Raw genomic sequence first — 21,807 nt, forward strand, 5'->3', positions numbered from 1 at the left:
GATTTAAAGATCATCTATATATTCAAAGCCTTGGTCTGATTTGAGCTGCGATAACTTATCAAAAAACTTATGAATCCGCTTATGATCGGCCTTTAATTTTACAAAATAATTGTCTTTATGAATACTGTATTCTTGAGCGCGACCTTTGTAAATAGTAAGTTTGTAGTACGGTATTGGAAGTGCAAATGTCTCTAGTAAAGAACGGAATCTTACAATAATACCCTTTTCCCTGATTTCTACATTGCAAGAATTGGCATTATTATCTAGGATTAATAAATTGTGAATTTGAATGCTACAAGAGGTAATAAATAATTTAGGAGAGCCTGATCCCTTCAACTTCCATCTTTCCTTTAAGGTAAGAACAGCACCTACTTCCTCGCTTATTTCACGATCAATTTTTTTATTATTATAAGAAACATTGTATAGCATACTAATTAGTTAAGGTGAAATAGGCTAGTTATTGATTGAAAATAAAGTAGGTCATCAATAATTTAAACCTAGTTAATGATTAGTTCGTTAGATTCCATAAGCCTTTCATAATACTTATCTTTGCAAGCTTAAAATTTGCAATTATGACGCTTTTTCAACAACTAGAAATCGCTACTAAAAATGCGGTAACCTCTATTTTTTCTGTAACACTGGAAAATGTAGAAATTACGCTTACGCGAAAGGATCAAAACGGAGACTTCACCATCATGGTGTTTCCTATGTTGCGTCATATCAAGGGTAATCCTGCAGTTATTGGTGAAAAAATTGGTACTTATTTAAAGGAAAACACCGATTTGATTACCGATATAGAAGTTATTAAAGGATTCTTGAATGTAAAAGTCTCCTCAAAAGCTTTCTTGGCAGATTTTAACCTCATGCTTAGTGATGAAAATTACGGTACTAAAGGGCAAGACAGTTCACAACCAGGAGTAATGGTAGAGTACAGCTCGCCTAATACCAACAAACCTCTTCACCTCGGACACGTTAGAAATAATTTATTAGGTTACTCGGTAGCTAATATTATTGAAGCAACTGGTCGTAAAGTCTACAAAACCCAAATCATAAACGATCGAGGAATTCATATTTGTAAATCTATGCTGGCATGGGAACGTTACGGCAATGGAGAAACTCCAGCGACTACTGGCTTGAAAGGTGATAAACTCGTTGGGAATTATTATGTAAAGTTTGATCAAGAGTACAAAAAAGAAATAGCACAACTCATAGCAGAGGGAAAAACAGAAGATGAAGCAAAAAAGCAAGCTCCTTCACTAATTGCTGCTCAACAAATGCTTCAAAAATGGGAGCAAGGAGATGAAGAAGTAGTAGCGCTTTGGAAAAAAATGAATGGTTGGGTTTATGATGGTTTTGACATTACTTATAAAAATTTAGGAGTCAATTTTGACAGCCTATATTATGAGAGTAATACTTATCTATTAGGAAAAGATGTAGTTCAACAAGGATTAGACAAAGGTGTTTTTGAAAAAGATCCTGATGGTTCTGTATGGATAGATCTTACAGAAGATGGACTAGATCGCAAAATTGTATTGCGTAGTGATGGAACAGCTGTATATATGACGCAAGATATAGGAACAGCTATACAGCGAGTAAAAGATCATCATATTAACTCTATGGTATATACAGTAGGAAATGAGCAAGACTACCACTTTAAAGTATTGTTTTTGATTCTTAAAAAATTAGGGTTTGATTGGGCAGAAAACTTATACCACCTAAGTTATGGTATGGTAGAATTGCCATCAGGTAAAATGAAATCTCGAGAAGGAACAGTCGTAGATGCAGATGAGTTGATGGAAGAGATGACAGCAACCGCTAAAGAAATTGCACAAGAACAAGGAAAACTAGAAGGACTTTCTGACTCAGAAAAAGAAAATCTGTATAAGATGATAGGTCTAGGAGCTTTAAAATACTTTATGCTTAAAGTAGATCCTAAAAAAAGCATGATGTTTGATCCAGAAGAGTCGGTAGATTTTCAAGGGAATACAGGACCATTTATTCAATACACGCACGCCCGTATAAAATCTATTCTCAAAAAATCAGGGTTTGATACTAATGCACTTAAAAGCGCTGTGAATTTAGATTTGACCGATAAGGATATTGCGGTAATCAAGTCATTACAACAATTTCCTGATGTGATTCAAACTGCTGCAGATAAATACAGTCCAGCACTTGTTGCAAACTATGTTTACGAACTAGTAAAAGAATTCAACTCCTTTTATCAAAACGTTCCAAAAATTGTAGAAGAAGAAAATGCCGATTTAAAACAGTTCCGTTTGTTGTTATGTTACAAGACAGCTGCAGTAGTAAAAAGTGCTTGTTCTTTAATGGGAATTGAGGTTCCCGAACAGATGTAGAGCGGATTTTAACTAATGTGGTCATCCCAGAAAATATGGCTCGAGAAATTTTAAATCTTCAATATAGTTTGTCCAAAACTTATTAGGTATCTCTTAATCAGGAAGCAATTTGTAATGTTTGACTATTCATAGATGCGGACTTAAGTCCGCACCTATGAATGTTACATATCTATCTCAAGGCATCCATTTTTTTACCTATCTCATCGGCCTTTGCAAATGCAGCATCACTCGCGGCGCGATCTGTAGTGGAAAGTCTGTGGTAATCTTTCATTAGTTTCTCGTATTGCTCTTGCAACTTTTCTAACTCTGTTTTCTTTTTAAATAATCCGAACATGGTATATGGTTTTTTAGGTAGTCGTTATTGAAAAGCTAACTTTCTCCATAAGAAAAAGATTAAGACTTATTTAGGTTTCTATCAAATAGGAATTGCTTCTATCTGCTAAATTGAGCTTATGATGCTCAAAAAAGTAATTTTTGAATCAAAAATCAGGTAGTTCATTCTAAGAAATTTAATTTTTCCTCATTACTAATTCAAATATTATTTCTAGAAATACTCACCGCGTTTGCAAACCATTGAAAGGCAAAAAAGCTTACTAAGAAAGCGGTTACAAAAACATTAGAAATATCACCAGTTGTAAAGGTGAGATACAAGGCGACTGCTGCAATTATAGTCATCACTCCAGCGGCTAGTGGCATCATAAATTTAGGTTTGGTTTCATTATAAAACATACTCCATGGAATCATTAAAATTAATCCAGCAATTCCTATCATGAGATACCTAAAATCGTCCAAAATCAAATAAGCGGTTACTCCAGTAAGACCTATGAGAACGCAAATTCCAGTAAATAGAACAGAACGTTTTTCTTTCTCATCTAGAAGAAATTTAGCATACTTATTAAAACTGAAAAGCAATTGCGATAATGGTGCTATAACCCATGTGCTCAATGCAATAAGAGCTAGTAAAATTACTACTGGTGTCAAGAATGGAGAGAGAGCAGGAACATTATCTGCAACATAGCTCAATCCTTGCATTCCTAAATAAAAACCAATGATAAAATACCATTGATATTTTGCTCCCATGTTCCCTAACCAAAACTGATACTTTAAAAACCACCTGTACACAAAATATCGCGCTTGTAAGGCTTGCATCATTCCGGCTTGAGCGTAGGAATTATTAGGATTATATCGCAACGATTCCTTGAAATGTTCTAAGGCCGCTTTATGATCGCCCATTTCTAACTTGTTCCAGCCATAGTTAGAATGCGTGTAAGAATCCTCTGGATTTTCTCCCAGCGCTCCTTTAAGAGTTTCCTCAGATTCCCTTTTTTTATTCTGTTTCAGTTGTGCCGTACTTTTCACATTTAAAGCAAGCAAATTTGCAGGATCTAGAGATAAAGCTTTTTCTGCCAGTTGTTCTGATTCCTTATACCGCTTTCGCGAAAGCGAGATATGAGCCAGCATCGCATAATATGAGGCTTCTTGCGCATTGAGTTGAATGGCTTGTTTTAATAGTTCCTCTGCATCATCATACTTTTCTACGTTAAGCATCACTTTTGCCTTGGTGGCAAATAAAGCGTCCATGTGCGGCGCTAGTCCTATGGCGATGTCTATAAAGTGTTTTGCCTTTTTAGGATCGTCTTGCGCTAGGTTTACCTCGGCGAGCAAGTGCAAACAATATATATTATTTGGGTCTTGAGTAAGTGCTTGATTGAGCAAGTCCTCAGCCTGAGCATATCTATTTTGCTGGTAGAGTAGGTAGGCTCTATCGTAAATGGCGTCTATCATTATTTTTTCAATTTCAAATAATGAAGTATATCATCATAAAGCCCAGACTCATTTGCATAAACAGCAAAATTCTTAGCCGTAGTAAACCATTCTTTAGTACTAGGTTTGTGCTGTTTAAGCGATCTCAAAAGGTCTTTTGTAGTAAGAGGTTGAGGCATTCCAGACTTTATAGCCTCTTCTAGTTTATTTTCGATTGCAATATCGATAACCGCTTCAATGTCAGCGCCAGAGTATTCGGGAGCCTTTTTTGCCAATGCTCTCGTGTCAATATCTTTAGTAGGCTTTTCTTCTAGTTTTAAATCAAAAATAGCCTCACGGGCAGGAGCATCTGGTGGCGGCACAAAAAGTATGCGATCAAATCTACCTGGACGACGGAAAGCCGTATCGAGATGCCACGGCATGTTAGTCGCGCCTAAAATCAATAAACCTTCATTATCATTAGAAATACCATCCAGCTCTTGAAGAAACTGATTGATCAAATTTTTACCAGCGCTTTGTTTCATATAACTACGACTTGCGCCTAATGCATCGATCTCATCTATGAATAAAACGCAAGGTGTATTATTTCTAGCTACTTCAAATATGCGGTGCAAATTCTTTTCAGAATTCCCGATCCACATATCAAGAATATCGTTGAGACTTAAGGAAATAAATTTGGCATTGATTTGTCCAGCGGTAGCCTTAGCAATATAAGTTTTACCACATCCTGGTGGACCATAAAGTAAAATTCCACCACCTATTTTCTTACCATAAGCTTTATAAATCTCTGGATGGAGTAGTGGTTGTACGATTTTTAAATCGATCTCGCGCTTCACGTTTTCCATGCCGCCCACATCTTTAAAGTCCATTTCTGGTTTTTCTATAAAGACACTAGACTCATTGTAGCCATCATCATAATCATCATCATAATCGTCTTCATCTTCCTCATAAACATCTGGAGCGTTAGAAGGCATTCTCAGTTCTTTATCCAGTTCACTATCGCTAAAGTCTGGATGGTGTTTCAATAAATCTTGATAGGCATCTATCGCTTGATCTGTATCGTTTGATCTGACTAGAGCTCGTGTGTAAAATAAATGCGTATCCAGGTCTTTATTTCCTTCCTGAATCAAACTTTCTAAAATAACGATTGCTTTGGAATAGTTTTTCTGCTTGTAAGAGATGAGAGCGAGACCTATTCTTGCTTTTGGCTCTGCTTTATATTGTAAAATAATCTCGTATTCTTCCTCAGCTTCTTCCAGCATATTAGCCAGACGTAGCGACTCTGCAAGATGTAATCTCAATGGAATATTATCTGGAGAAAACTCCAGCGCTTCTCTTAAATTTTGAATTGTTTTATCGTCCATTTAACTTCTTTAATTTTGTCCTTCTCCCATTTACAAAGAATCTATTTTATTATTTCAGGTATAAGTTTTTCTTCAATAATTTCTCCATCTTTTTCGTAAACGTAATATGAAAAAGATTTAGCGTCTGTGGATAAGCTTTTAATAGCTTTTCCATTAATAAAAAGTATACCAGAGTTGTCATCACAAGCATATCCGTTTGTTAGTTTTTTTTCTAAAATATTCTTGTGGTATAAAGGCTTTCTAGTTTTTTCTGAACTATAATGAGGGCAATGACTAAATTCTAAGAAACCAAGACCTTTAACAATCGATAGCTTTTTAGGTCTTGAGTCTGTGGTGCCAGCATTGAACCAACAAAGTGAGCCTGCACTTCCACCGGCTATCACTATTCCTTTGTCATAGGCTTTTCTTAGCGCTATATCTATTTTTTGCGCTTTCCAAATAGCAAGCATATTTAATGTGTTTCCACCACCTACGATTATTGCATCCATTTTTAGAAGCTTTTCTTCAAAAGATTCATTCTGACTTGATGAATTAATCCAGACCTCCATTACTTTAGGCTCTATTTTTAAGCCAGAACATATTTCGTACCAGTAATTTATGTAGTAAGGGCTGTCACCTGAGGCTGTAGGTAAAAAACAGATTTTAGGATTTTCTTTGCCCGTTAGTTTTGCAGTATATGCAATGAAATCCTTATTCACTTGCCCTCCGTAAATAAATAATTTTTTGTCAATTTCTCCAAGCGCCACATTGAAAGAAAAAAATAGCAGCAATAATAAAATTCTATTCATAAATCTATTTTAAAGAATTGTCCTTCATGATAAACATTTAATTCAAAAGTATTCCTAATCTAGCTTTTTAATCTCCAAGCTACAAATCTAGACTCCTTATTTCCAGTAGTCATTTCTACGACTCTGGTTTCGGCACCTAATTTTTCTAGTTGTTTCAATGGCTTTTTTAGGTTTTGCTTTCGCGAAAGCAAACACGTAAACCATCCTACTTGACTTTTAAAAGCTACAGATTCTTTAATCATTCTTTTTATGAATAAGGCTTCTCCACCATTGCACCAAAGTTCGTGCGCGTGACCAGCAAAATTACGACGCTCTTCATAAGTGCCTAATTTTCTTTGTTTATTCATATTAGCCTTTACTGCTTCTTCTTCACTACCATAAAACGGCGGATTACACATCGTGAAATCAAAGCTCTCGCCTTCACGTATCACATTTTTGAACAAATTTCTTTTATCTATTTGATGGCGTATTTCTATCGCGTCATTTTTTGAAGTGTTCTTTTTTGCAAACGCAACGCTTTCATCTGCGACGTCACAGCCTACCATTTTCCAGTCGTAAATGTTATTTCCTAAGATAGGATAAATGGCGCTTGCACCACAACCTATATCAAGTCCGTTTTTTTCACCTTTACCTACTAGATCAGAAATATGATGAATATAATCTGCCCGTCCTGGAATAGGTGGATACAGAGAACCTTCCGGTAATCGCCAGTATTTAACTTTATAGTGGTGTTTTAATAAAGCAGTATTAAATTCAAGAATAGAAGCCGCGTCACCAAAGTCTATTGTCACAGATCCTGTTGGACTGTTGATAAGGTATTTTTCTAATTCTGGATGTGTAGCGGTCAGTTTCTCAAAGTCATAACCGTACCTGTGTATGTTTCTTAAATGCATGGTGCAAAGATACCGTTAAGTAAAATCTTATTTTTAAACTTAAACTTAAACTTAAACTTAAACTTAAACTTAAACTTAAACTTAAAAGTAAAAGTAAAAGTAAAAAGGGCAGCTCTCTTTCTTCACATTTACACCTAAGTTTATGGATGCCTTCGGTTATTTTAAAAAGGTATCTTTGCAAAAAATTTATAGTATGAAACCTTTTGCAGATCTGAATCTTAAAACACCGTTGAGAAATGGTATTGAGGAGTTAGGTTTTGAAACCATGACTCCTATACAAGAAGAGGCTTTTCCAGTTATTCTTTCTGGTCGTGATATGATAGGTATTGCGCAAACAGGAACTGGTAAAACATTAGGTTACATGCTACCGTTACTTCATGAGCTTAAATATGCAAAGGTCGATGACCCTAGAGTTCTTTTGCTGGTTCCTACTCGTGAGCTTGTGGTGCAAGTTACTCAAAATATTGAAGAGTATTCTAAGTACATGAACTTAAGAGTGCTGGGTATTTATGGTGGAACTAACATCAATACGCAAAAAAAGGCCTATGCAGAAGGTGTAGATATCCTAGTTGCAACTCCAGGAAGATTGTATGATTTAATCATAAGCAATACCGTTAGTTTTAAAAACTGCAAGAAAGTAGTGATAGATGAGGTAGATGTGATGCTTGATCTAGGTTTTAGATTCCAGCTTACTAATATTTTTGATCACTTACCTAGAAAGAGACAAAACATCATGTTTTCGGCAACGATGACTGATCAAATTGAAGATTTCATAAAAGCTTATTTCTATAATCCAGATAAGATCTCTATTGCTGTTTCAGGAACAAGATTAGAAAATATCGATCAGACTTGTTATCAAGTAGAGAACTTTTACACTAAGGCTAATTTGCTGATGCATTTATTGAGTGATGCATCTACTTTTCACAAAGTACTAGTTTTTGTAGGTAATAAAAAAAGTGCCGATAGACTACAAGAAGTTATGAGTCCTCATTACGGTAATGAAATCTCTGTGATTCACTCTAACAAAACTCAAAATTATCGTTTACGCTCTATCGAACTATTTGATAGTGGAGCCAGTCGCATTCTAGTTTCTACAGATGTTATGGCACGTGGACTAGATCTTGATAAAATATCTCACGTTATCAACATCGATGTTCCTGCTTTTCCAGAAAACTACATGCACCGTATAGGAAGAACAGGTCGTGCCGAGGAAAAAGGAAAATCGATTTTATTTTACACAGATAACGAAAAAGACAGTAAGGAGCGTATAGAAGAGTTGATGGATTATAAAATTCCGGAACTTGACTTTCCTGAAGAGGTAGAAACTTCCAAAAGAAAAACACCAGAAGAGAAAACGGTAGTTAAAGAAATTTTCAATCCGCATAAGGTGATTGAAGAGGAGCGAGGAGACGCATTTCATGAGAAAAGCGAGAAAAACTCCAAGACTAATCAAGGAGGAAGTTACAGACGTATTATCGCAAAGAAATACAAAAAACCTAAAACGCGAGGAGACAAAGGTGCAAACCGTCGCAGGAAATAACAACAACAAAAAAGCCGTTTGAAACTTTTATCTTCAAACGGCTTTTTAATTAAAATTTAAATGAATTAAAAGGCTTACTCAATAACTGTGGTAGTTTTAGTCTCCATGGTTATTTTCATTTCTTGAGGCATCATTTCAGATTTCTCAATGGTCATAGATCCATCAAGTTCTTGTTCAATCTTTCCTTTCTTTATCCATCCTGTTTTCCTATCTAAGGTATAAGTCGCTGCGAGAGGTCCTGCAAGGTCTACTTTAGCCTTCAAACCCATCATATCCATTTCAGAATCTTCAGGACTTTGAATATTTGCTTGCGCAGTAATTATGTAATAATCATCAGTTACACTGTCTAATTCATAAGTAGTATTAGTATCAAATTTAACAACTGAATTAATAGTGGCCTCACTTTCCCAAATATCACCTAATTTAACCGCGTTATCAGGAAGTATTTTAGTTAGTAAATTGTAATTGACTATTTGATTTTCTGGGTTCATAGACTCTTTCATGGCAGCTTCAATTTGAGCAAGTTGTAATTCGGGCATATCTATTCCTTCCGTCATGTTTTCCAGTTGAGCGCTGTTGTCAAATGTCAATATCTCTCCTTTATTGTTCATAGTAATTTTGATAGGATCTTTTATCATGTTACTAAAAAGCTTGTTCATAGGATTTGATGCCGCACCTTCAGAATCCATAACTTGTTCTCCCATAGGAGTCTTAGTGGTGTTTGACATGCTGTTTACCATAATCTCTATGTGATAAACTCCTTCTACAATATCAATTACTTTATAGTCAGAGTTAGTCGCAACAATCGTAGTAACATCCTGTGGTGCACCGTTAATTACTTGAGACTGTTCACTAGTTACCACTTGATTTTGTGGGTAAGTTTTTCCTTTTTCTAAATTGTAAGTGATTTGGAATTGAGCGGTGGCTAGAATACTGCTACAAAAGGCAATAAGTAGTAATAGGTTTTTCATAGTTTTATTTTTGAATTAAATATAATGATTGACATTAGGAATAGATTTGTATTTAACGATAATGTAACTTTTGATAAAAGCTCAAAATTTTGAAAATCTTATTTTTACAAAAATTTAAGAGATTGAAACATCTATTCCTTTGGCTTCTTTTGGTTATGGGTTCCGCTTTCGCGAAAGCGCAATCAGTAAACACAGCTTACCTATGCCTTGCAAATGGAGATGTTGTCCTGGCCGATTTGAGCACGTGTAGCTCTACAGTAGTTGCTACAAATAATCAATCGATGTTTGATATTGCCGAAGGTGATACTGCAGACACTCTTTATGGAATTCGTAATCAAGACTTGTATTTAATTGATTTGAACACTGGTAATTTTTCATTGTTGGGAAATCTAACCATATTGGGTTATTCTGGTAATTTTAGAGTTGACTCTCTAGTAAAAGAGCAAAATGGTATCTTATTAGGTGTAAATAACGAGATCGGTGGAGAGTTATTTAGAATTGATGTCTCTGCTTTAACAGCTACAGGTTTAGGGTCTACAGGATTTAGAAGCGCAGGAGATTTGAGTTTTTTTCAAGGAGATTTATATCTAAGTGCTAGAAATAGTGAGCTAGTCAATATTAATATTAATAATCCACCAGCGTCCTTTTTAGTAGGAAGTATGGCAAGCGGTGGTTTTTCAAGCGTTTTTGGAGTAGTAACTATTATTACTGCGAATGCCTGTGCAACTAACCCTACGATCGAACTGGTAGCGACTGGTGGGCGCACTACAAAATTTGTAAATACAGCAAATGGTGCAACCTCCAATAACTGTACTAATCTTACTAATTCTGATATTTTTGGCGCAGCTGAGGTCACCTCAGACATTATTTGCCCAATCGATCTCGAGATATTTGATGATAATCAAATGACTCCTGATCCTACTCCTTATTGTATTCAAGCAAACACGTTACTTAACGCAAATCCTGATCCTATAACTCCGCAGAACAATTATCTTTATGAATGGAGAGTCTTAGGTAATCCTACTATTATTGCAACAAGTAGCACATTACCTTTAATGATCAACTCTACGACAACTTATGAATGTACGGTAATCGATACTGGTATAGCAGCGCCAAATAACTTTGCGGTAGATCAAATCACTATTACGGTAAATCCTGCTCCCGTATGGACTCCTTTAGCTCCAGTGTTTGCCTATCAATCCTACACATTGCCTTCCATTTCTGGATCTAATATTCCTGTAAATAGTGCTTATTATACTGGTCCAAGAGGTGCTGGAATGCAGTTTAATCCTGGAGATATTGTTACCGAAGCAGATTTTACTTCAAATCCTGTGACTCTTTTTGTTTATGGTGATGAGACTAATGGTTGTGAAGTCGTTGGTCAATTTGATTTAGAATTTATTGATGTTCAAGTGACTATCAATCCAGGTGGTATTCAGGAAATTTGTGAAGGCGATACATTAACGCTTACCGCAACACCTAATCCGTCAATGCCTATAGGTACTTATACTTATAATTGGACTGATTCTCAAAATACGGTATATCCCGATACTGCATCCATAACATTTACCGCAACTGTGGATACGACACTTTCAGTTACCGTAAATGATTCTGGTGTTGAAAATGGAACTGATATGGGCTTTGATATGACAGACTTTATTGTCTTGAGGCCTGTAGATTTGGCTGGTTTAGTAAATCAGAATGCAACTAGCACATATACATTTCCATCTATTTTTGGTACTGGATTGACAGGAGGCGAGCGATATTATACCCAGCCTAATGGAATGGGAACTGCGTATGATCCAGGAGATATTGTTAGTCCGGCAGACTTTAGTTCATTACCAGTTCAGCTATATACTTATGATAACAATGGCAGCTGTGATGACGAACAAAGCTTTTTTCTTGATTTTGATATACCTGTGGCACCTACATTAAATGTTTCTAGCTCTACAAATATCATTTGTGCTGGAGAAACAGTACTGATGACTGCGACTGCTATTCCATCCACACCTACAGGCAGTTATACATATGAATGGCGAGAAGTAGGAACTACTGCTGTTTTATCGGTAACTAATCAGTTGAGTATCGCACCGACAAGTTCAACATCATATGAATGTACCGTCACAGATACAGGACTGACGTCAAATAATACAGCAGCAGCTTCAATAACTATTACAGTAGAAGCACAACCACTAATTGATCCACTTGTAGATCAAATAGCCTTTGGTACTTTTACATTTCCAGTTATAACAGGTACAGATCTTACTGGTGCAGAAAGTTATTATACACAACCTGCAGGAATGGGAACCTCTTATAATGCTGGTGATACTGTGACCGCAGCAAGTTTTACAACTCTACCAGTATTTATATTTATCTATGATTCTAATGGTAATTGTAATGAGCAAGAAGGTTTTTTATTAGACTTTGATACACCACCGCCTTTATCATTAACTCTTAGAGCTCAGCCGCAAACGATTTGTGAAAGAGAGAATACGACTTTAACAGCAACTCCTAATCCTGCAATTCCTCAAGGTTCTTATACTTTTGAATGGATAGAACAAGCAACGGGAATTTTTATATCTAATTCTGATACAGTACAAGTTAATCCATCTGTAACTTCTACTTATGAATGTACAGTTACAGATACTGGCATATCTACCGGTAATACTGTTACAGCAAGCATAATAATTACAGTAGAAACAGCACCGCAGCTAGCACCAATTGCAGATCAAAGCATTTTCAATTCCTTTACTTTTCCGACTATTATTGGTACTAATTTGAGTGGTAATGAGAGGTACTATACAGTACCAGATGGTCAAGGAACTTCTTTTAATGCAGGTGATAATATACTTTTTTCAGACTTTGATTCTTATCCTATCACAATTTATGTTTACGATGTGAATGCGATAGGATGTCAAGATCAAGTAAGTTTTAACCTCACGATAGAAGAGCTTGAATTATTTATTATTCCTCAATATACGACGCCTAATAGTGATGGTTTTCATGATTTTTGGCAAATTGAGGTGCTTCACCCAGATGTGCTTATTGAAAACATATTCATATTTGATCGTTATGGTAAATTGTTAAAGCAACTTTCTATAGAAGGCCCAGGATGGGATGCCACCTATAATAATCAGCCGTTACCATCTTCAACCTATTGGTATAGTTTTGAATATTCATTCAATGGCAACCGATTTGAGGAGAAAGGTTTTTTTGCCGTGAAAAGGTAAAATATTTTAGAAGAAATTTAGGATTTCGCTTTCGCGAAAGCGAGATAAACATCATCATAACATTAATTAACACTTATAAGCCCAAAAGTGGCTCAATAGTTGAAAAGTGAACCATGAAAATGTCCAAAAGTGTAACTGGACTTAACTATATTGCACACTTTAATTTAAACAGAAAATGAAAAAATTATTATTAGTATTATTTCTAGCAGCAGGAACAGCAATGGGGCAAACAGCTTATGTAGCCTCAGAAGCATTATTACAATCTATGCCAGAATATCAAGTAGCCCAACAAGAAATTCAAAAATTAGCAGCATCTCTTCAAGCTGATGATAAAAAGGCAGAGTCCAACGCTAGAGAAAAAATGGCTATCATTCAAAAGAGAGTACAAGAACTTTCTAAAACAGCAGCAGATCAAGCAGCGTTTGACAAAGATATAAAACCACTTGAAGATCAGGCTAAAGCGATTGAAACAGAATTAGTGAATAGTAAGAAAAATGCTGAAAAAAGGCTTGTTGAAATGCAGCAAAAATTTATGGGGCCTATTACCATGAAATTAAATAAAGCCATAGAAAAAGTTTCCATTGCCAAAGGTTTTAAAATGGTTATAGACATTTCTGCAGTTGCTTATGCTACCGAAGATATCAACATAAGTAAAGATGTAGCATTAGAATTAGGTATTCCACTTGATCCTGAAGGAGAGTAGTAATATATTCTACATTAATATAAAAAAAAGAGCTTTCACAGAAGCTCTTTTTTTATATCCTTATTTTAAATAAAATGTTTAAATTGCTTGCATAGATAAATTAGTTTTATAGATATCATTAGACTAGTTTATGATTTTTGAAAAGAACTTGATATTGTATGATTAGTAAATTAAATCAGAATATTTTATTTACCTGTACGAGTGTTTTATTTTTAAGTGTATTCCTTATGTGTCAACCGCTGATTGAAACATGCTTAAAATTTGATGATACCGTTTCATTTGTTGAATTAGATGTTGATATTGAGAATGAAGTGAAAGACAAAAGTCTTCAAGAATTTGAAAAAGTTTCAAGTTTAAGAAAGGTATTTTCTATAGAATCAATTGATAGAGAAAGCAGTTTAAATAGCGCAAATATTTGTATTAAATATTATTGGATTAATCAATCTCAAGATATACTCACTCATCCTCCAAAATTAATATCTTAATAGTTACATTATAAATATTGAGATATCAAATCTCACTTTTTTTCATTTCCTGACTTTCAAAGTCGGTAACAAAAGTTCTTTTAAAGGGACAGCAACAATTTATGAATTCTTCAAATCCATTTAAAAATTTAAAAAAAGATATACCGGCTAGTATTGTCGTTTTCTTTGTGGCACTACCTTTATGTTTAGGTATAGCTCTAGCAAGTGGTGCGCCACCATTTTCAGGTCTTATAGCTGGAATAATCGGAGGTATCGTAGTAGGCTCACTTAGTAATTCTCAATTAGGAGTAAGTGGTCCTGCAGCTGGTCTTGCTGCCATAGTCGCCATAGCCATAACAGATTTGGGAGGCTTTGAAATTTTCCTTGTTTCTGTAGTTATTGCTGGTGTTGTTCAAATTGTTTTTGGATTTATGAAGTTAGGAATAATAGGTTACTATTTTCCGTCTTCGGTAATTAAAGGAATGCTTACGGGAATAGGTATCATTATATTCTTAAAGCAAATCCCACATTTTTTTGGATTAGATAAGGATCCAGAAGGGGACTGGGACTTTTTTCAAGTGGATGGTGAAACCACTTTTAGTGAAATTTTAAACATAGGTGAGTTTATAAGTCCAGGAGCGACTCTTATAGGTTGTGTTGCCTTAGCTATTTTACTAATCTGGAGTAATATATTAAGTGGAAGGTCTAAGTTATTTGAAATTATTCAAGGTCCACTAGTAGCTGTTGTAATAGGTATTTTATATTATGTTTTTACAATGAATTCGGATTACTGGAGTATTTCTGGTGAGCATTTAGTTAATGTACCTATTCCAGAGAATATTGATATGTTTATAGGTCAATTTTCTTTTCCCGATTTTAGTCAGATAGGTAATATAGATGTAGTAATAACTGGTTTTACAATTGCTATTGTAGCTGCTTTAGAAACATTGTTATGTGTCGAGGCAACAGATAAATTAGATCCGCTCAAAAGGGTAACACCTACAAATAGAGAGTTAGTTGCTCAAGGAGTGGGGAATGTAGCTTCAGGAATGATAGGAGGACTTCCTATCACGCAAGTAATTGTAAGAAGTAGTGCAAATATACAGTCAGGTGGTAGAACTAAAATGAGTGCTATTCTACATGGTTTTTTATTATTGGCCTCTATTATCCTTATTCCCACTCTTATGAATAAAATACCACTATCTGTGCTAGCGGCTATTCTTCTAATAGTAGGATATAAACTAGCAAAACCATCTCTTTTCAAAGAGATGTGGCAAGCTGGATGGCGACAGTTTGTACCATTTATTGTGACTGTTTTATTATTGCAGATAAATTTTTTACTTGGAGTTGGAGTTGGTCTCGCTATAGGAATTGTCATCACTCTATTCCAAAGTTACCAAAATTCACATTTTTTGCACGCGGTTGAAAGTGATGATTCTGGAAGACACGAAGTTAAAATGGTTCTCGCAGAGGAAGTAACCTTCTTTAACAAAGCGACTATACTCAAAGAGTTAGATAACCTGCCTAGAAACACCTATCTTGAACTAGATGTAAGAAAAACAACTTACCTAGATCACGATGTGATCGAAATTCTGGATGATTTCAGAGAAAAAGCAATCAATAGAGAAATCAATATTAAATTAATTTCAACTAGAGGAACTGTAGAGAATCCTGATAGTTTTGTAGATTTCTTCAAATTAAGACCGCAAGAAGATGTATTCAAATTTTAAATAGTAACAAATGAAAGCACATACTAAAGAATCACAATCTACCATGACACCTAAAAAAGCCTTAGCTTTTTTAGAAGAAGGAAATGAGAGGTTTCAAAATAATTTAAAAGCTAACAGAAATTTATTACAACAAATTAACGATACTCGAGATGGGCAATTTCCCTTTGCAACTATCCTAAGTTGTATCGATTCTAGAGTGTCTGCAGAGTTAGTTTTTGATCAAGGATTAGGAGATATATTCAGTGTGCGTATTGCAGGAAACTTTGTTAACGAGGATATTTTAGGAAGCATGGAGTTTGCTTGTAAACTAGCAGGCACAAAACTCATCGTTGTTTTAGGTCATACCAGTTGTGGAGCCATAAAAGGAGCTTGCGATCATGCACGATTGGGTAACCTAACTAAATTAATTGAAAAAATTGAGCCTGCAGTCTATGCTGTTGAAGAACCCAAGGATGAAGCTGTACGTAATTCAAAAAATCTGGAATTTGTAGATGCTGTATCTTCAAAAAACGTCGAGCTTACTATACAAAGAATACGAAGAGAAAGCCCAGTTCTTAAAGAGCTTGAAGATGACGGAGAAATTAAAATAGTAGGAGCAATGTATGATATTTCAAATGGCTCAGTTCATTTTTACGAATAAAACAGATACCTTTATAGTACTTGTTTCAAAATCTCTGATTGATCAATTGCTTTCAAAGCGGTTTCATAGCCTATTTTAAAAATATCTTTTAATCCTTTAAAACTAAACAGGCCATAATCATATAACTCTGGTTCTATCAATACGTCACACTGGTGAAACTTAATTTTATCTTGGTGATACTGGTTAATAGCATAAGCTCTTCCTGCTACATCATAAGAATGTTTAAGCTTGCGACTTTTAAAATCTACCTTATTAGTATAACTACCTATTTTAATATCACAATTATCTAATAAGTCTACAGGAAAATTATTAATTACTCCACCATCTACATACGTATTATTTTCAATTTCTACAGGAGTAAAAATACCAGGAAATGCCGCGCTAGCCAGAATAGGTAAATACAATTCACCTGTTTTAAAAATTTTTAGTTCTCCAGAATTAAGATCAGTAGCGGTAACCGTTAATGGAATGTGGAGAGATTCAAAACTATTGTCTGGAATAAAGAGAGAAATATGATCTGTAAATACCGAAGAGTTTATAAAACCAGCTTGTCTAAAAGCAAATTTTTTAGGGTGAAATAAATTTGACTTTTCAAAAAAATCAAAAATCTCTTCCACACTTATACCTTTAGCAAATAAAGCACCTACCAGTGCTCCGGCACTAGTTCCAGAAACCTGATGGATCTGTATACCGTTTTCTTGCAAGGCTTCAATAACTCCTGCATGAGCTATACCTCTTGCGCCACCGCCAGAAAGTGCTAACCCTACTTTCATTTATTTGTCTTTCTTCAATGGAACTGTTGGTTCTGGTTTCTTCAAAAATAAATAATATCCATTCACCACTAAAATTCCAACATTAGTAATTATAATAGGTAGGTTTGGGGAATCAAATAAGAATCCATAAATTATAAATAATGCACAGCCTAAGGAATTAACCGTTCTTAGAGTATTGATGCTTTTCATAAAAAATGAGAGCAATACTATAAAACTAGCTGCATATCCTACAAGATCTATCGTTTCAGTACCGAATTCCATTGCTATTTTTTAATTTGCAATATTAAAGTTTATAACTTACAAACGATTAGTTATTGCTACATATCGTTAAATTTGTGAATCTAATTAAGTCCTTGTCAATATGTACGAATACATAAAGTCTCTACATCTCATTTTTGTCGTTACATGGTTTGCTGGGCTTTTTTATATCCCTAGATTATTTGTGTATCAAATTGAGGCTCACGATAAGCCAGAACCAGAGAAGAGTATTTTACTAAAACAACTCAAAATAATGACCAGCAGGTTATGGTACATCATCACCTGGCCTAGTGCGATACTTGCTACAGCATTTGCTATATGGTTACTCATTCTAAATCCATACTGGTTACAGGCTTCATGGATGCATGTGAAATTAGGATTTGTTGCTTTGCTATTTATATATCAAGTAAAAACACAATTCATTTATAAAGAACTTCAAAACAATGTAGTAAAATGGACCTCAAATAGCATGCGTATATACAATGAAGGAGCTACGCTCATATTATTTGCAGTCGTGTTTCTCGTTATTCTCAAAAGTGCCATTAATTGGGTTTATGGCGTTGTTGGTCTTCTGGTTTTTGCTATCATATTAATGTTGCTATTTAAACTCTATAAAAGAGTGAGAGAAAAGAATAAGGATTAGTTTTAATAGTGTTCTCGCTTTCGCGAAAGCGTAACTAAAAAAAAACAGTAGAAAACAATACTGATAAAAAACTTATTCTTACCGCAGTTAAACATTAGTTGTTTTCTCCTACATTTACGTTTTTCAAATTTCTGTAGATGTACAAATCCTTTTCCAGCTTTTTTAGTTCCGTTTTTTTTCTGTTTTTATTTATTTCTCTTAACGCTCAGGAAAGAGAAAATTATTCTCTTTTGTGGGAAGTTCAAAACCCAAATACTAAAGAAATATCCTATGTATTTGGAACCATGCACTTGTCAGACGCTCGTGTATTTGAGTTTAGTGATGCCGTATTTCCTGCAATTCAAAGTACCGAGGCTTTTGCACTGGAGATTGCTCCAGATTCTTTAGAGGCAGGATTAGAAAAATATATGCTAGTCAAGAAAGATCTGTCTAGATATAAAAAAGTATTAGGAAAAGAAAAATATAAAGAGCTCGACTCAAAAATTCAAGGTGTTATCGGTATTTCTTTAGATAGTTTACAATACAATTCATTAGAATTTCTATCATCTATTCTAATACCAGATTTAACTAAAGAAAATGATGAAGAAACATTTCTAGATTTGTTTTTATACAACGTTGCCTTAAATGAAAATAAAGAGATAAGAGGACTGGAAAAAGTCGAAGATCAAATTATAGATATGGATTTATTATCTGATCAAGAACTTAAAGAATCACTTTTAGAGCTTCTAGAAGATCAAGAAGGTTTCTTTAGAAAAGAGCTGGATAATATGGTAGAGATTTATCATGGCGGCAATATAGAAGAAGTTTATTCTAAATTAAAAGAGTTTGAAACCGAAGAAGATTATGATCTTATCGCTCGCAATCAAGTGATGGCTTCTTCTATTGAGCAAATTACAAATCAGCGTACGTTATTTACAGCAATAGGTGTTGCGCATCTTCCAGGAAAGTACGGAGTTCTAGAATTATTGAAAAATAAAGGATTTAGAGTTAAAAAGTCTAAGGCTACTTTTAATAATCCCAACATGGACCTCATTGCACAAAGTAGTTTTGAATCATGGGAATCATACAGCTATGATAAGGAAGGTTATGAGTTAATTGCTCCACGTAAGTCTAATACTATAAAGACATCTTTGTCTCAAATCTCCTCTACAGGTACAGGAACAGATCTTATCAATGGTGTTGAAATCGTGCATTTGTCAATAAAGATTCCTGAAGATAAACTTACGGCTGCAGAAGAGATGATCATTTTAATGACAGACCGTTACAAAACCACTAAGGAAGGTTATGAATTTCAAGAACTCGATTCCTATAGTAAGAATGGTGTGGAGTACAATAGTATTTTAGCAACTAAAGAAAATAGGTTAAGTCGTTTAGATCTTTATCTAAGAAATGGAAGGGCTTATATTTTTACAGCCGATTTTAAAAATACTGCTAATTCTCAAAAAACAGCGAAACGTTTTTTTGATAGCATCCGTCTTTTTGAGCAAAAAGAAAAGGCTTTTGAATGGTCTGTTTTAGAACCAGAAAAAGCTGCGTTTAAAGTAGATTTCCCAGTTGACTTCAAAACTATGGAAAAGCAAATAGCAAATCCACAAGAAGAAAATGGAGATCCTTACAAGCTTACTATTTTTCATGCCGTAAATGCAGAAAAAAAAGAGCAATATCTCGTACGATACAATGATTATCCTTTAGGTTATTATCTTGAAGATATAGAAGGTGCGACCCAAGAGTATATAGAGCTTATTAAAACTAAAGGATTTAAAATACTAGAAAAAAACAAAACTACTCATCTAGGAGCTGTTGCTTATGACCTAGAAATAAAAATACTTGATACCATTCACGGTAGGATGAGAATATTCTATAGAGGTAATAGACTGTACTTACTTTTAATTCAAAGTTATGATGTAGATAAAGAAATCTCGATGAAAAACAGGCTCTTTGATACGTTTACTTTTAAAGATTACGTACCTGCAATTTATGATGAGATTGCTTTAGATGAAGGATACCGTTTTAAATTCCCTAAGTCAAATGTAGTAGCAGTAGATTCTAGTGATTATAATCAAGCAGATCTTCTTTTCTCAAGATTCTATCAAGGCTACGATGAGAATTCTGGAAATGCTTTTTCAGTATCGCAAACTAGATTTGGTAAATATTTCAGAACTAATGATAAGGACGTGTACTTCAAAGAATATGAAGATGAGCTTTTTGAAAATGATTCTATTGTTAAAAAAACGCCATTTACTTATAATAACATTTCTGGAATAGAATATTTGATAAATATTCCTTCCTCAAATATACAGCAGCGATATAGACTTTTTTACAAAGGCCAAAATGTATTTTTATTAGGTACGCATCAAGATAGATCAAATATTTATAGTGCAAATACAGAAGAGTTTTTTAATGGTTTTGAAACCTCAAATGAAGAAGTTTTTGATATGGAGGCCAGTAAGTCTAAAACATTACTTACTGATTTACTTTCTAATAATGAAGAAACCTATAATGATGCTCATAATGCCCTAGATTATTATGATTTTGAAAAGAATGATGCAAAAGATCTACTCACTTTTATAAAGAAAGATTACCCAAAAGACTCTCTTTATTACGGCACTAAAAATATGCTCATCTATAGTTTAGCTTTAGTAAAAGATCCCGCCTATTTAGATGAGTTTAAAAAGATTTATTTAAGTACAGGATCTGAATACACAAAGGCAATTATTATTCAATCATTACCTCTTTTTGAATCAGAAAAAGCAATTGAACTGCAAATGAGTTTATTGCAAAACAATGATATACCAAAACTTGAAGATTACAGTCTAACTTTTTTAGAGTCTGAAAATGACAGTCTCATAGATTTAACAAAGTATGGGAATCAGATTTGGGACTTACAAAAGAAATCAGGTTTAAGAGATCTCACTCTCAATTATTTCAATCGCAAGATAACTACTGACGAGAAAACCTTACCGTTTTTAAAAGAAAGGAAACAGGAGCTTGCAACCTTATTTCAAGAAGATGCGAGTGCCGTTGCTTCTGGTCTTGATGATTATACAAAACACCTTTCACCTTATGAGCTGAGTTCTTATTTTAAGTTACTCGATACACTTGAGGTAAAAGATCAGCAGACCATGAAATATATAAAAGAACTTGTGGCAGTTGAAGTTGATCGAGCTTACGTACATTTAAATGCACTAGAGCATTATTTAAAATATGAACCTAAAGTTGATAAAAAGCTAGTAAGAGGTTTTATTGAAGACTTATATTTTCGTTTTGAAGGCATGGAACTAATAGCAAAAAATGGTTACTCTAAGATGATTCCTAAATCATATTTTAAGGATGAAGAATTTGCCAAACTTTCTGTATATAATGCTCTTTACGACTATGACGAGAATATGTTGATAAAGCATCTAGGCGAGATTGAGGAAAACGAAGCTACTTACATTGTATACCAATTTAATTATACCACTTATGAAGACGATACCAACTACATAGCATTAGCTCGTAAACATAAAATTGATAAAAATAAACCAGAGCAATTTGAAGTGTGGCTTAGCGGTGATGGGTTTGTGAATAATCAATGGCAAGTAATAGCTCAAAGCTTGATCGAAGAATGGCAGGCAGAAGAAGTAGATGAAGAATAGATTTCTAAAATAGAATCATTTACCGATTTCATGTAGAAATGAAATTATAGAAAA

General features: G+C 34.4%; 18 protein-coding genes. 9 read left to right on the forward strand and 9 right to left on the reverse strand.

The window, feature by feature from the left end:
• Nucleotides 1-3: 3 nt before the first annotated feature.
• A complete protein-coding gene (locus DDD_RS10090; protein ID WP_015362739.1) occupies nt 4-429 on the reverse strand; it encodes a hypothetical protein in 426 nt (141 codons plus the stop codon).
• A gap of 143 nt (nt 430-572) precedes the next feature.
• On the opposite strand from DDD_RS10090, the gene argS reads away from it, so the two are divergent.
• Nucleotides 573-2,357: an arginine--tRNA ligase gene (gene argS / locus DDD_RS10095; protein ID WP_015362740.1), complete on the forward strand. Its 1,785-nt coding sequence runs from the start codon at nt 573-575 to the stop codon at nt 2,355-2,357.
• Between the two features lie 169 nt (nt 2,358-2,526).
• On the opposite strand, the gene DDD_RS17865 is transcribed toward argS, so the two are convergent.
• The 5 genes from DDD_RS17865 to rlmF all read right to left on the reverse strand — a co-directional run bounded on the left by DDD_RS17865 (nt 2,527) and on the right by rlmF (nt 7,166).
• Entirely contained in the window at nt 2,527-2,691 is a 165-nt protein-coding gene (locus DDD_RS17865) for a Lacal_2735 family protein (protein ID WP_015362741.1), read from the reverse strand.
• Between the two features lie 197 nt (nt 2,692-2,888).
• Complete coding sequence (locus DDD_RS10105; RefSeq protein ID WP_015362742.1) at nt 2,889-4,142, reverse strand: tetratricopeptide repeat protein; 1,254 nt, start codon at nt 4,140-4,142, stop codon at nt 2,889-2,891.
• Nucleotides 4,142-5,485, reverse strand: a complete 1,344-nt coding sequence (locus DDD_RS10110; RefSeq protein WP_015362743.1) for an AAA family ATPase — start codon at nt 5,483-5,485, stop codon at nt 4,142-4,144. Before DDD_RS10110 ends, DDD_RS10105 begins: the two co-directional genes overlap by 1 nt.
• 41 nt (nt 5,486-5,526) lie before the next feature.
• Complete coding sequence (locus DDD_RS10115) at nt 5,527-6,273, reverse strand: Type 1 glutamine amidotransferase-like domain-containing protein (protein ID WP_015362744.1); 747 nt, start codon at nt 6,271-6,273, stop codon at nt 5,527-5,529.
• 59 nt (nt 6,274-6,332) lie between these two features.
• Entirely contained in the window at nt 6,333-7,166 is an 834-nt protein-coding gene (rlmF, locus tag DDD_RS10120; protein ID WP_015362745.1) for a 23S rRNA (adenine(1618)-N(6))-methyltransferase RlmF, read from the reverse strand.
• A gap of 193 nt (nt 7,167-7,359) precedes the next feature.
• Between rlmF and DDD_RS10125 the strand changes: the two genes are divergently transcribed.
• The gene (locus tag DDD_RS10125) at nt 7,360-8,706 is read left to right on the forward strand and encodes a DEAD/DEAH box helicase (RefSeq protein WP_015362746.1); all 1,347 of its coding nucleotides are present in this window, start codon (nt 7,360-7,362) and stop codon (nt 8,704-8,706) included.
• Nucleotides 8,707-8,780: 74 nt separating this feature from the next.
• On the opposite strand, the gene DDD_RS10130 is transcribed toward DDD_RS10125, so the two are convergent.
• Complete coding sequence (locus DDD_RS10130; protein ID WP_015362747.1) at nt 8,781-9,677, reverse strand: DUF6263 family protein; 897 nt, start codon at nt 9,675-9,677, stop codon at nt 8,781-8,783.
• A gap of 122 nt (nt 9,678-9,799) precedes the next feature.
• Between DDD_RS10130 and DDD_RS10135 the strand changes: the two genes are divergently transcribed.
• The 5 genes from DDD_RS10135 to DDD_RS10155 all read left to right on the forward strand — a co-directional run bounded on the left by DDD_RS10135 (nt 9,800) and on the right by DDD_RS10155 (nt 16,444).
• Complete coding sequence (locus DDD_RS10135) at nt 9,800-12,907, forward strand: T9SS type B sorting domain-containing protein (RefSeq protein ID WP_015362748.1); 3,108 nt, start codon at nt 9,800-9,802, stop codon at nt 12,905-12,907.
• A 175-nt stretch (nt 12,908-13,082) separates the two neighbouring features.
• Nucleotides 13,083-13,610: an OmpH family outer membrane protein gene (locus DDD_RS10140; RefSeq protein WP_015362749.1), complete on the forward strand. Its 528-nt coding sequence runs from the start codon at nt 13,083-13,085 to the stop codon at nt 13,608-13,610.
• A gap of 158 nt (nt 13,611-13,768) precedes the next feature.
• Entirely contained in the window at nt 13,769-14,095 is a 327-nt protein-coding gene (locus tag DDD_RS10145; RefSeq protein WP_041567086.1) for a hypothetical protein, read from the forward strand.
• Between the two features lie 101 nt (nt 14,096-14,196).
• Complete coding sequence (locus tag DDD_RS10150; protein WP_015362751.1) at nt 14,197-15,804, forward strand: SulP family inorganic anion transporter; 1,608 nt, start codon at nt 14,197-14,199, stop codon at nt 15,802-15,804.
• Nucleotides 15,805-15,814: 10 nt separating this feature from the next.
• Nucleotides 15,815-16,444 (forward strand): carbonic anhydrase family protein, encoded by a 630-nt coding sequence (locus DDD_RS10155; RefSeq protein ID WP_015362752.1) that lies wholly within the window; start codon nt 15,815-15,817, stop codon nt 16,442-16,444.
• 11 nt (nt 16,445-16,455) lie between these two features.
• Here DDD_RS10155 and DDD_RS10160 read toward each other — a convergent pair whose 3' ends face one another.
• The gene (locus DDD_RS10160) at nt 16,456-17,217 is read right to left on the reverse strand and encodes a patatin-like phospholipase family protein (RefSeq protein ID WP_015362753.1); all 762 of its coding nucleotides are present in this window, start codon (nt 17,215-17,217) and stop codon (nt 16,456-16,458) included.
• Nucleotides 17,218-17,478, reverse strand: coding sequence for a hypothetical protein (locus DDD_RS10165; protein ID WP_015362754.1), 261 nt, complete (start codon nt 17,476-17,478; stop codon nt 17,218-17,220).
• Between the two features lie 100 nt (nt 17,479-17,578).
• Here DDD_RS10165 and DDD_RS10170 point away from each other — a divergent pair, with 100 nt between their 5' ends.
• Together DDD_RS10170 and DDD_RS10175 are read left to right on the forward strand one after the other, a co-directional pair.
• A complete protein-coding gene (locus DDD_RS10170) occupies nt 17,579-18,118 on the forward strand; it encodes a CopD family protein (RefSeq protein ID WP_015362755.1) in 540 nt (179 codons plus the stop codon).
• 137 nt (nt 18,119-18,255) lie between these two features.
• Complete coding sequence (locus DDD_RS10175; protein ID WP_015362756.1) at nt 18,256-21,753, forward strand: TraB/GumN family protein; 3,498 nt, start codon at nt 18,256-18,258, stop codon at nt 21,751-21,753.
• Nucleotides 21,754-21,807 lie beyond the last annotated feature (54 nt).

It is taken from the genome of Nonlabens dokdonensis DSW-6 (assembly GCF_000332115.1).
In the GTDB taxonomy this organism is placed as follows: domain Bacteria; phylum Bacteroidota; class Bacteroidia; order Flavobacteriales; family Flavobacteriaceae; genus Nonlabens; species Nonlabens dokdonensis.

Excerpts from the sequence above, each read along its gene's own strand:
- DDD_RS10160 (WP_015362753.1), bottom strand. The coding sequence starts at position 17,217 with ATGAAAGTAGGGTTAGCACTTTCTGGCGGTGGCGCAAGAGGTATAGCT.
- DDD_RS10130 (WP_015362747.1), bottom strand. The coding sequence starts at position 9,677 with ATGAAAAACCTATTACTACTTATTGCCTTTTGTAGCAGTATTCTAGCC.
- DDD_RS10105 (WP_015362742.1), bottom strand. The coding sequence starts at position 4,142 with ATGATAGACGCCATTTACGATAGAGCCTACCTACTCTACCAGCAAAAT.
- rlmF (WP_015362745.1), bottom strand. The coding sequence starts at position 7,166 with ATGCATTTAAGAAACATACACAGGTACGGTTATGACTTTGAGAAACTG.
- DDD_RS10165 (WP_015362754.1), bottom strand. The coding sequence starts at position 17,478 with ATGGAATTCGGTACTGAAACGATAGATCTTGTAGGATATGCAGCTAGT.
- DDD_RS10090 (WP_015362739.1), bottom strand. The coding sequence starts at position 429 with ATGCTATACAATGTTTCTTATAATAATAAAAAAATTGATCGTGAAATA.
- DDD_RS10175 (WP_015362756.1), top strand. The coding sequence starts at position 18,256 with ATGTACAAATCCTTTTCCAGCTTTTTTAGTTCCGTTTTTTTTCTGTTT.
- DDD_RS10125 (WP_015362746.1), top strand. The coding sequence starts at position 7,360 with ATGAAACCTTTTGCAGATCTGAATCTTAAAACACCGTTGAGAAATGGT.
- argS (WP_015362740.1), top strand. The coding sequence starts at position 573 with ATGACGCTTTTTCAACAACTAGAAATCGCTACTAAAAATGCGGTAACC.
- DDD_RS10170 (WP_015362755.1), top strand. The coding sequence starts at position 17,579 with ATGTACGAATACATAAAGTCTCTACATCTCATTTTTGTCGTTACATGG.
- DDD_RS17865 (WP_015362741.1), bottom strand. The coding sequence starts at position 2,691 with ATGTTCGGATTATTTAAAAAGAAAACAGAGTTAGAAAAGTTGCAAGAG.
- DDD_RS10115 (WP_015362744.1), bottom strand. The coding sequence starts at position 6,273 with ATGAATAGAATTTTATTATTGCTGCTATTTTTTTCTTTCAATGTGGCG.
- DDD_RS10140 (WP_015362749.1), top strand. The coding sequence starts at position 13,083 with ATGAAAAAATTATTATTAGTATTATTTCTAGCAGCAGGAACAGCAATG.
- DDD_RS10145 (WP_041567086.1), top strand. The coding sequence starts at position 13,769 with ATGATTAGTAAATTAAATCAGAATATTTTATTTACCTGTACGAGTGTT.
- DDD_RS10110 (WP_015362743.1), bottom strand. The coding sequence starts at position 5,485 with ATGGACGATAAAACAATTCAAAATTTAAGAGAAGCGCTGGAGTTTTCT.
- DDD_RS10150 (WP_015362751.1), top strand. The coding sequence starts at position 14,197 with ATGAATTCTTCAAATCCATTTAAAAATTTAAAAAAAGATATACCGGCT.
- DDD_RS10155 (WP_015362752.1), top strand. The coding sequence starts at position 15,815 with ATGAAAGCACATACTAAAGAATCACAATCTACCATGACACCTAAAAAA.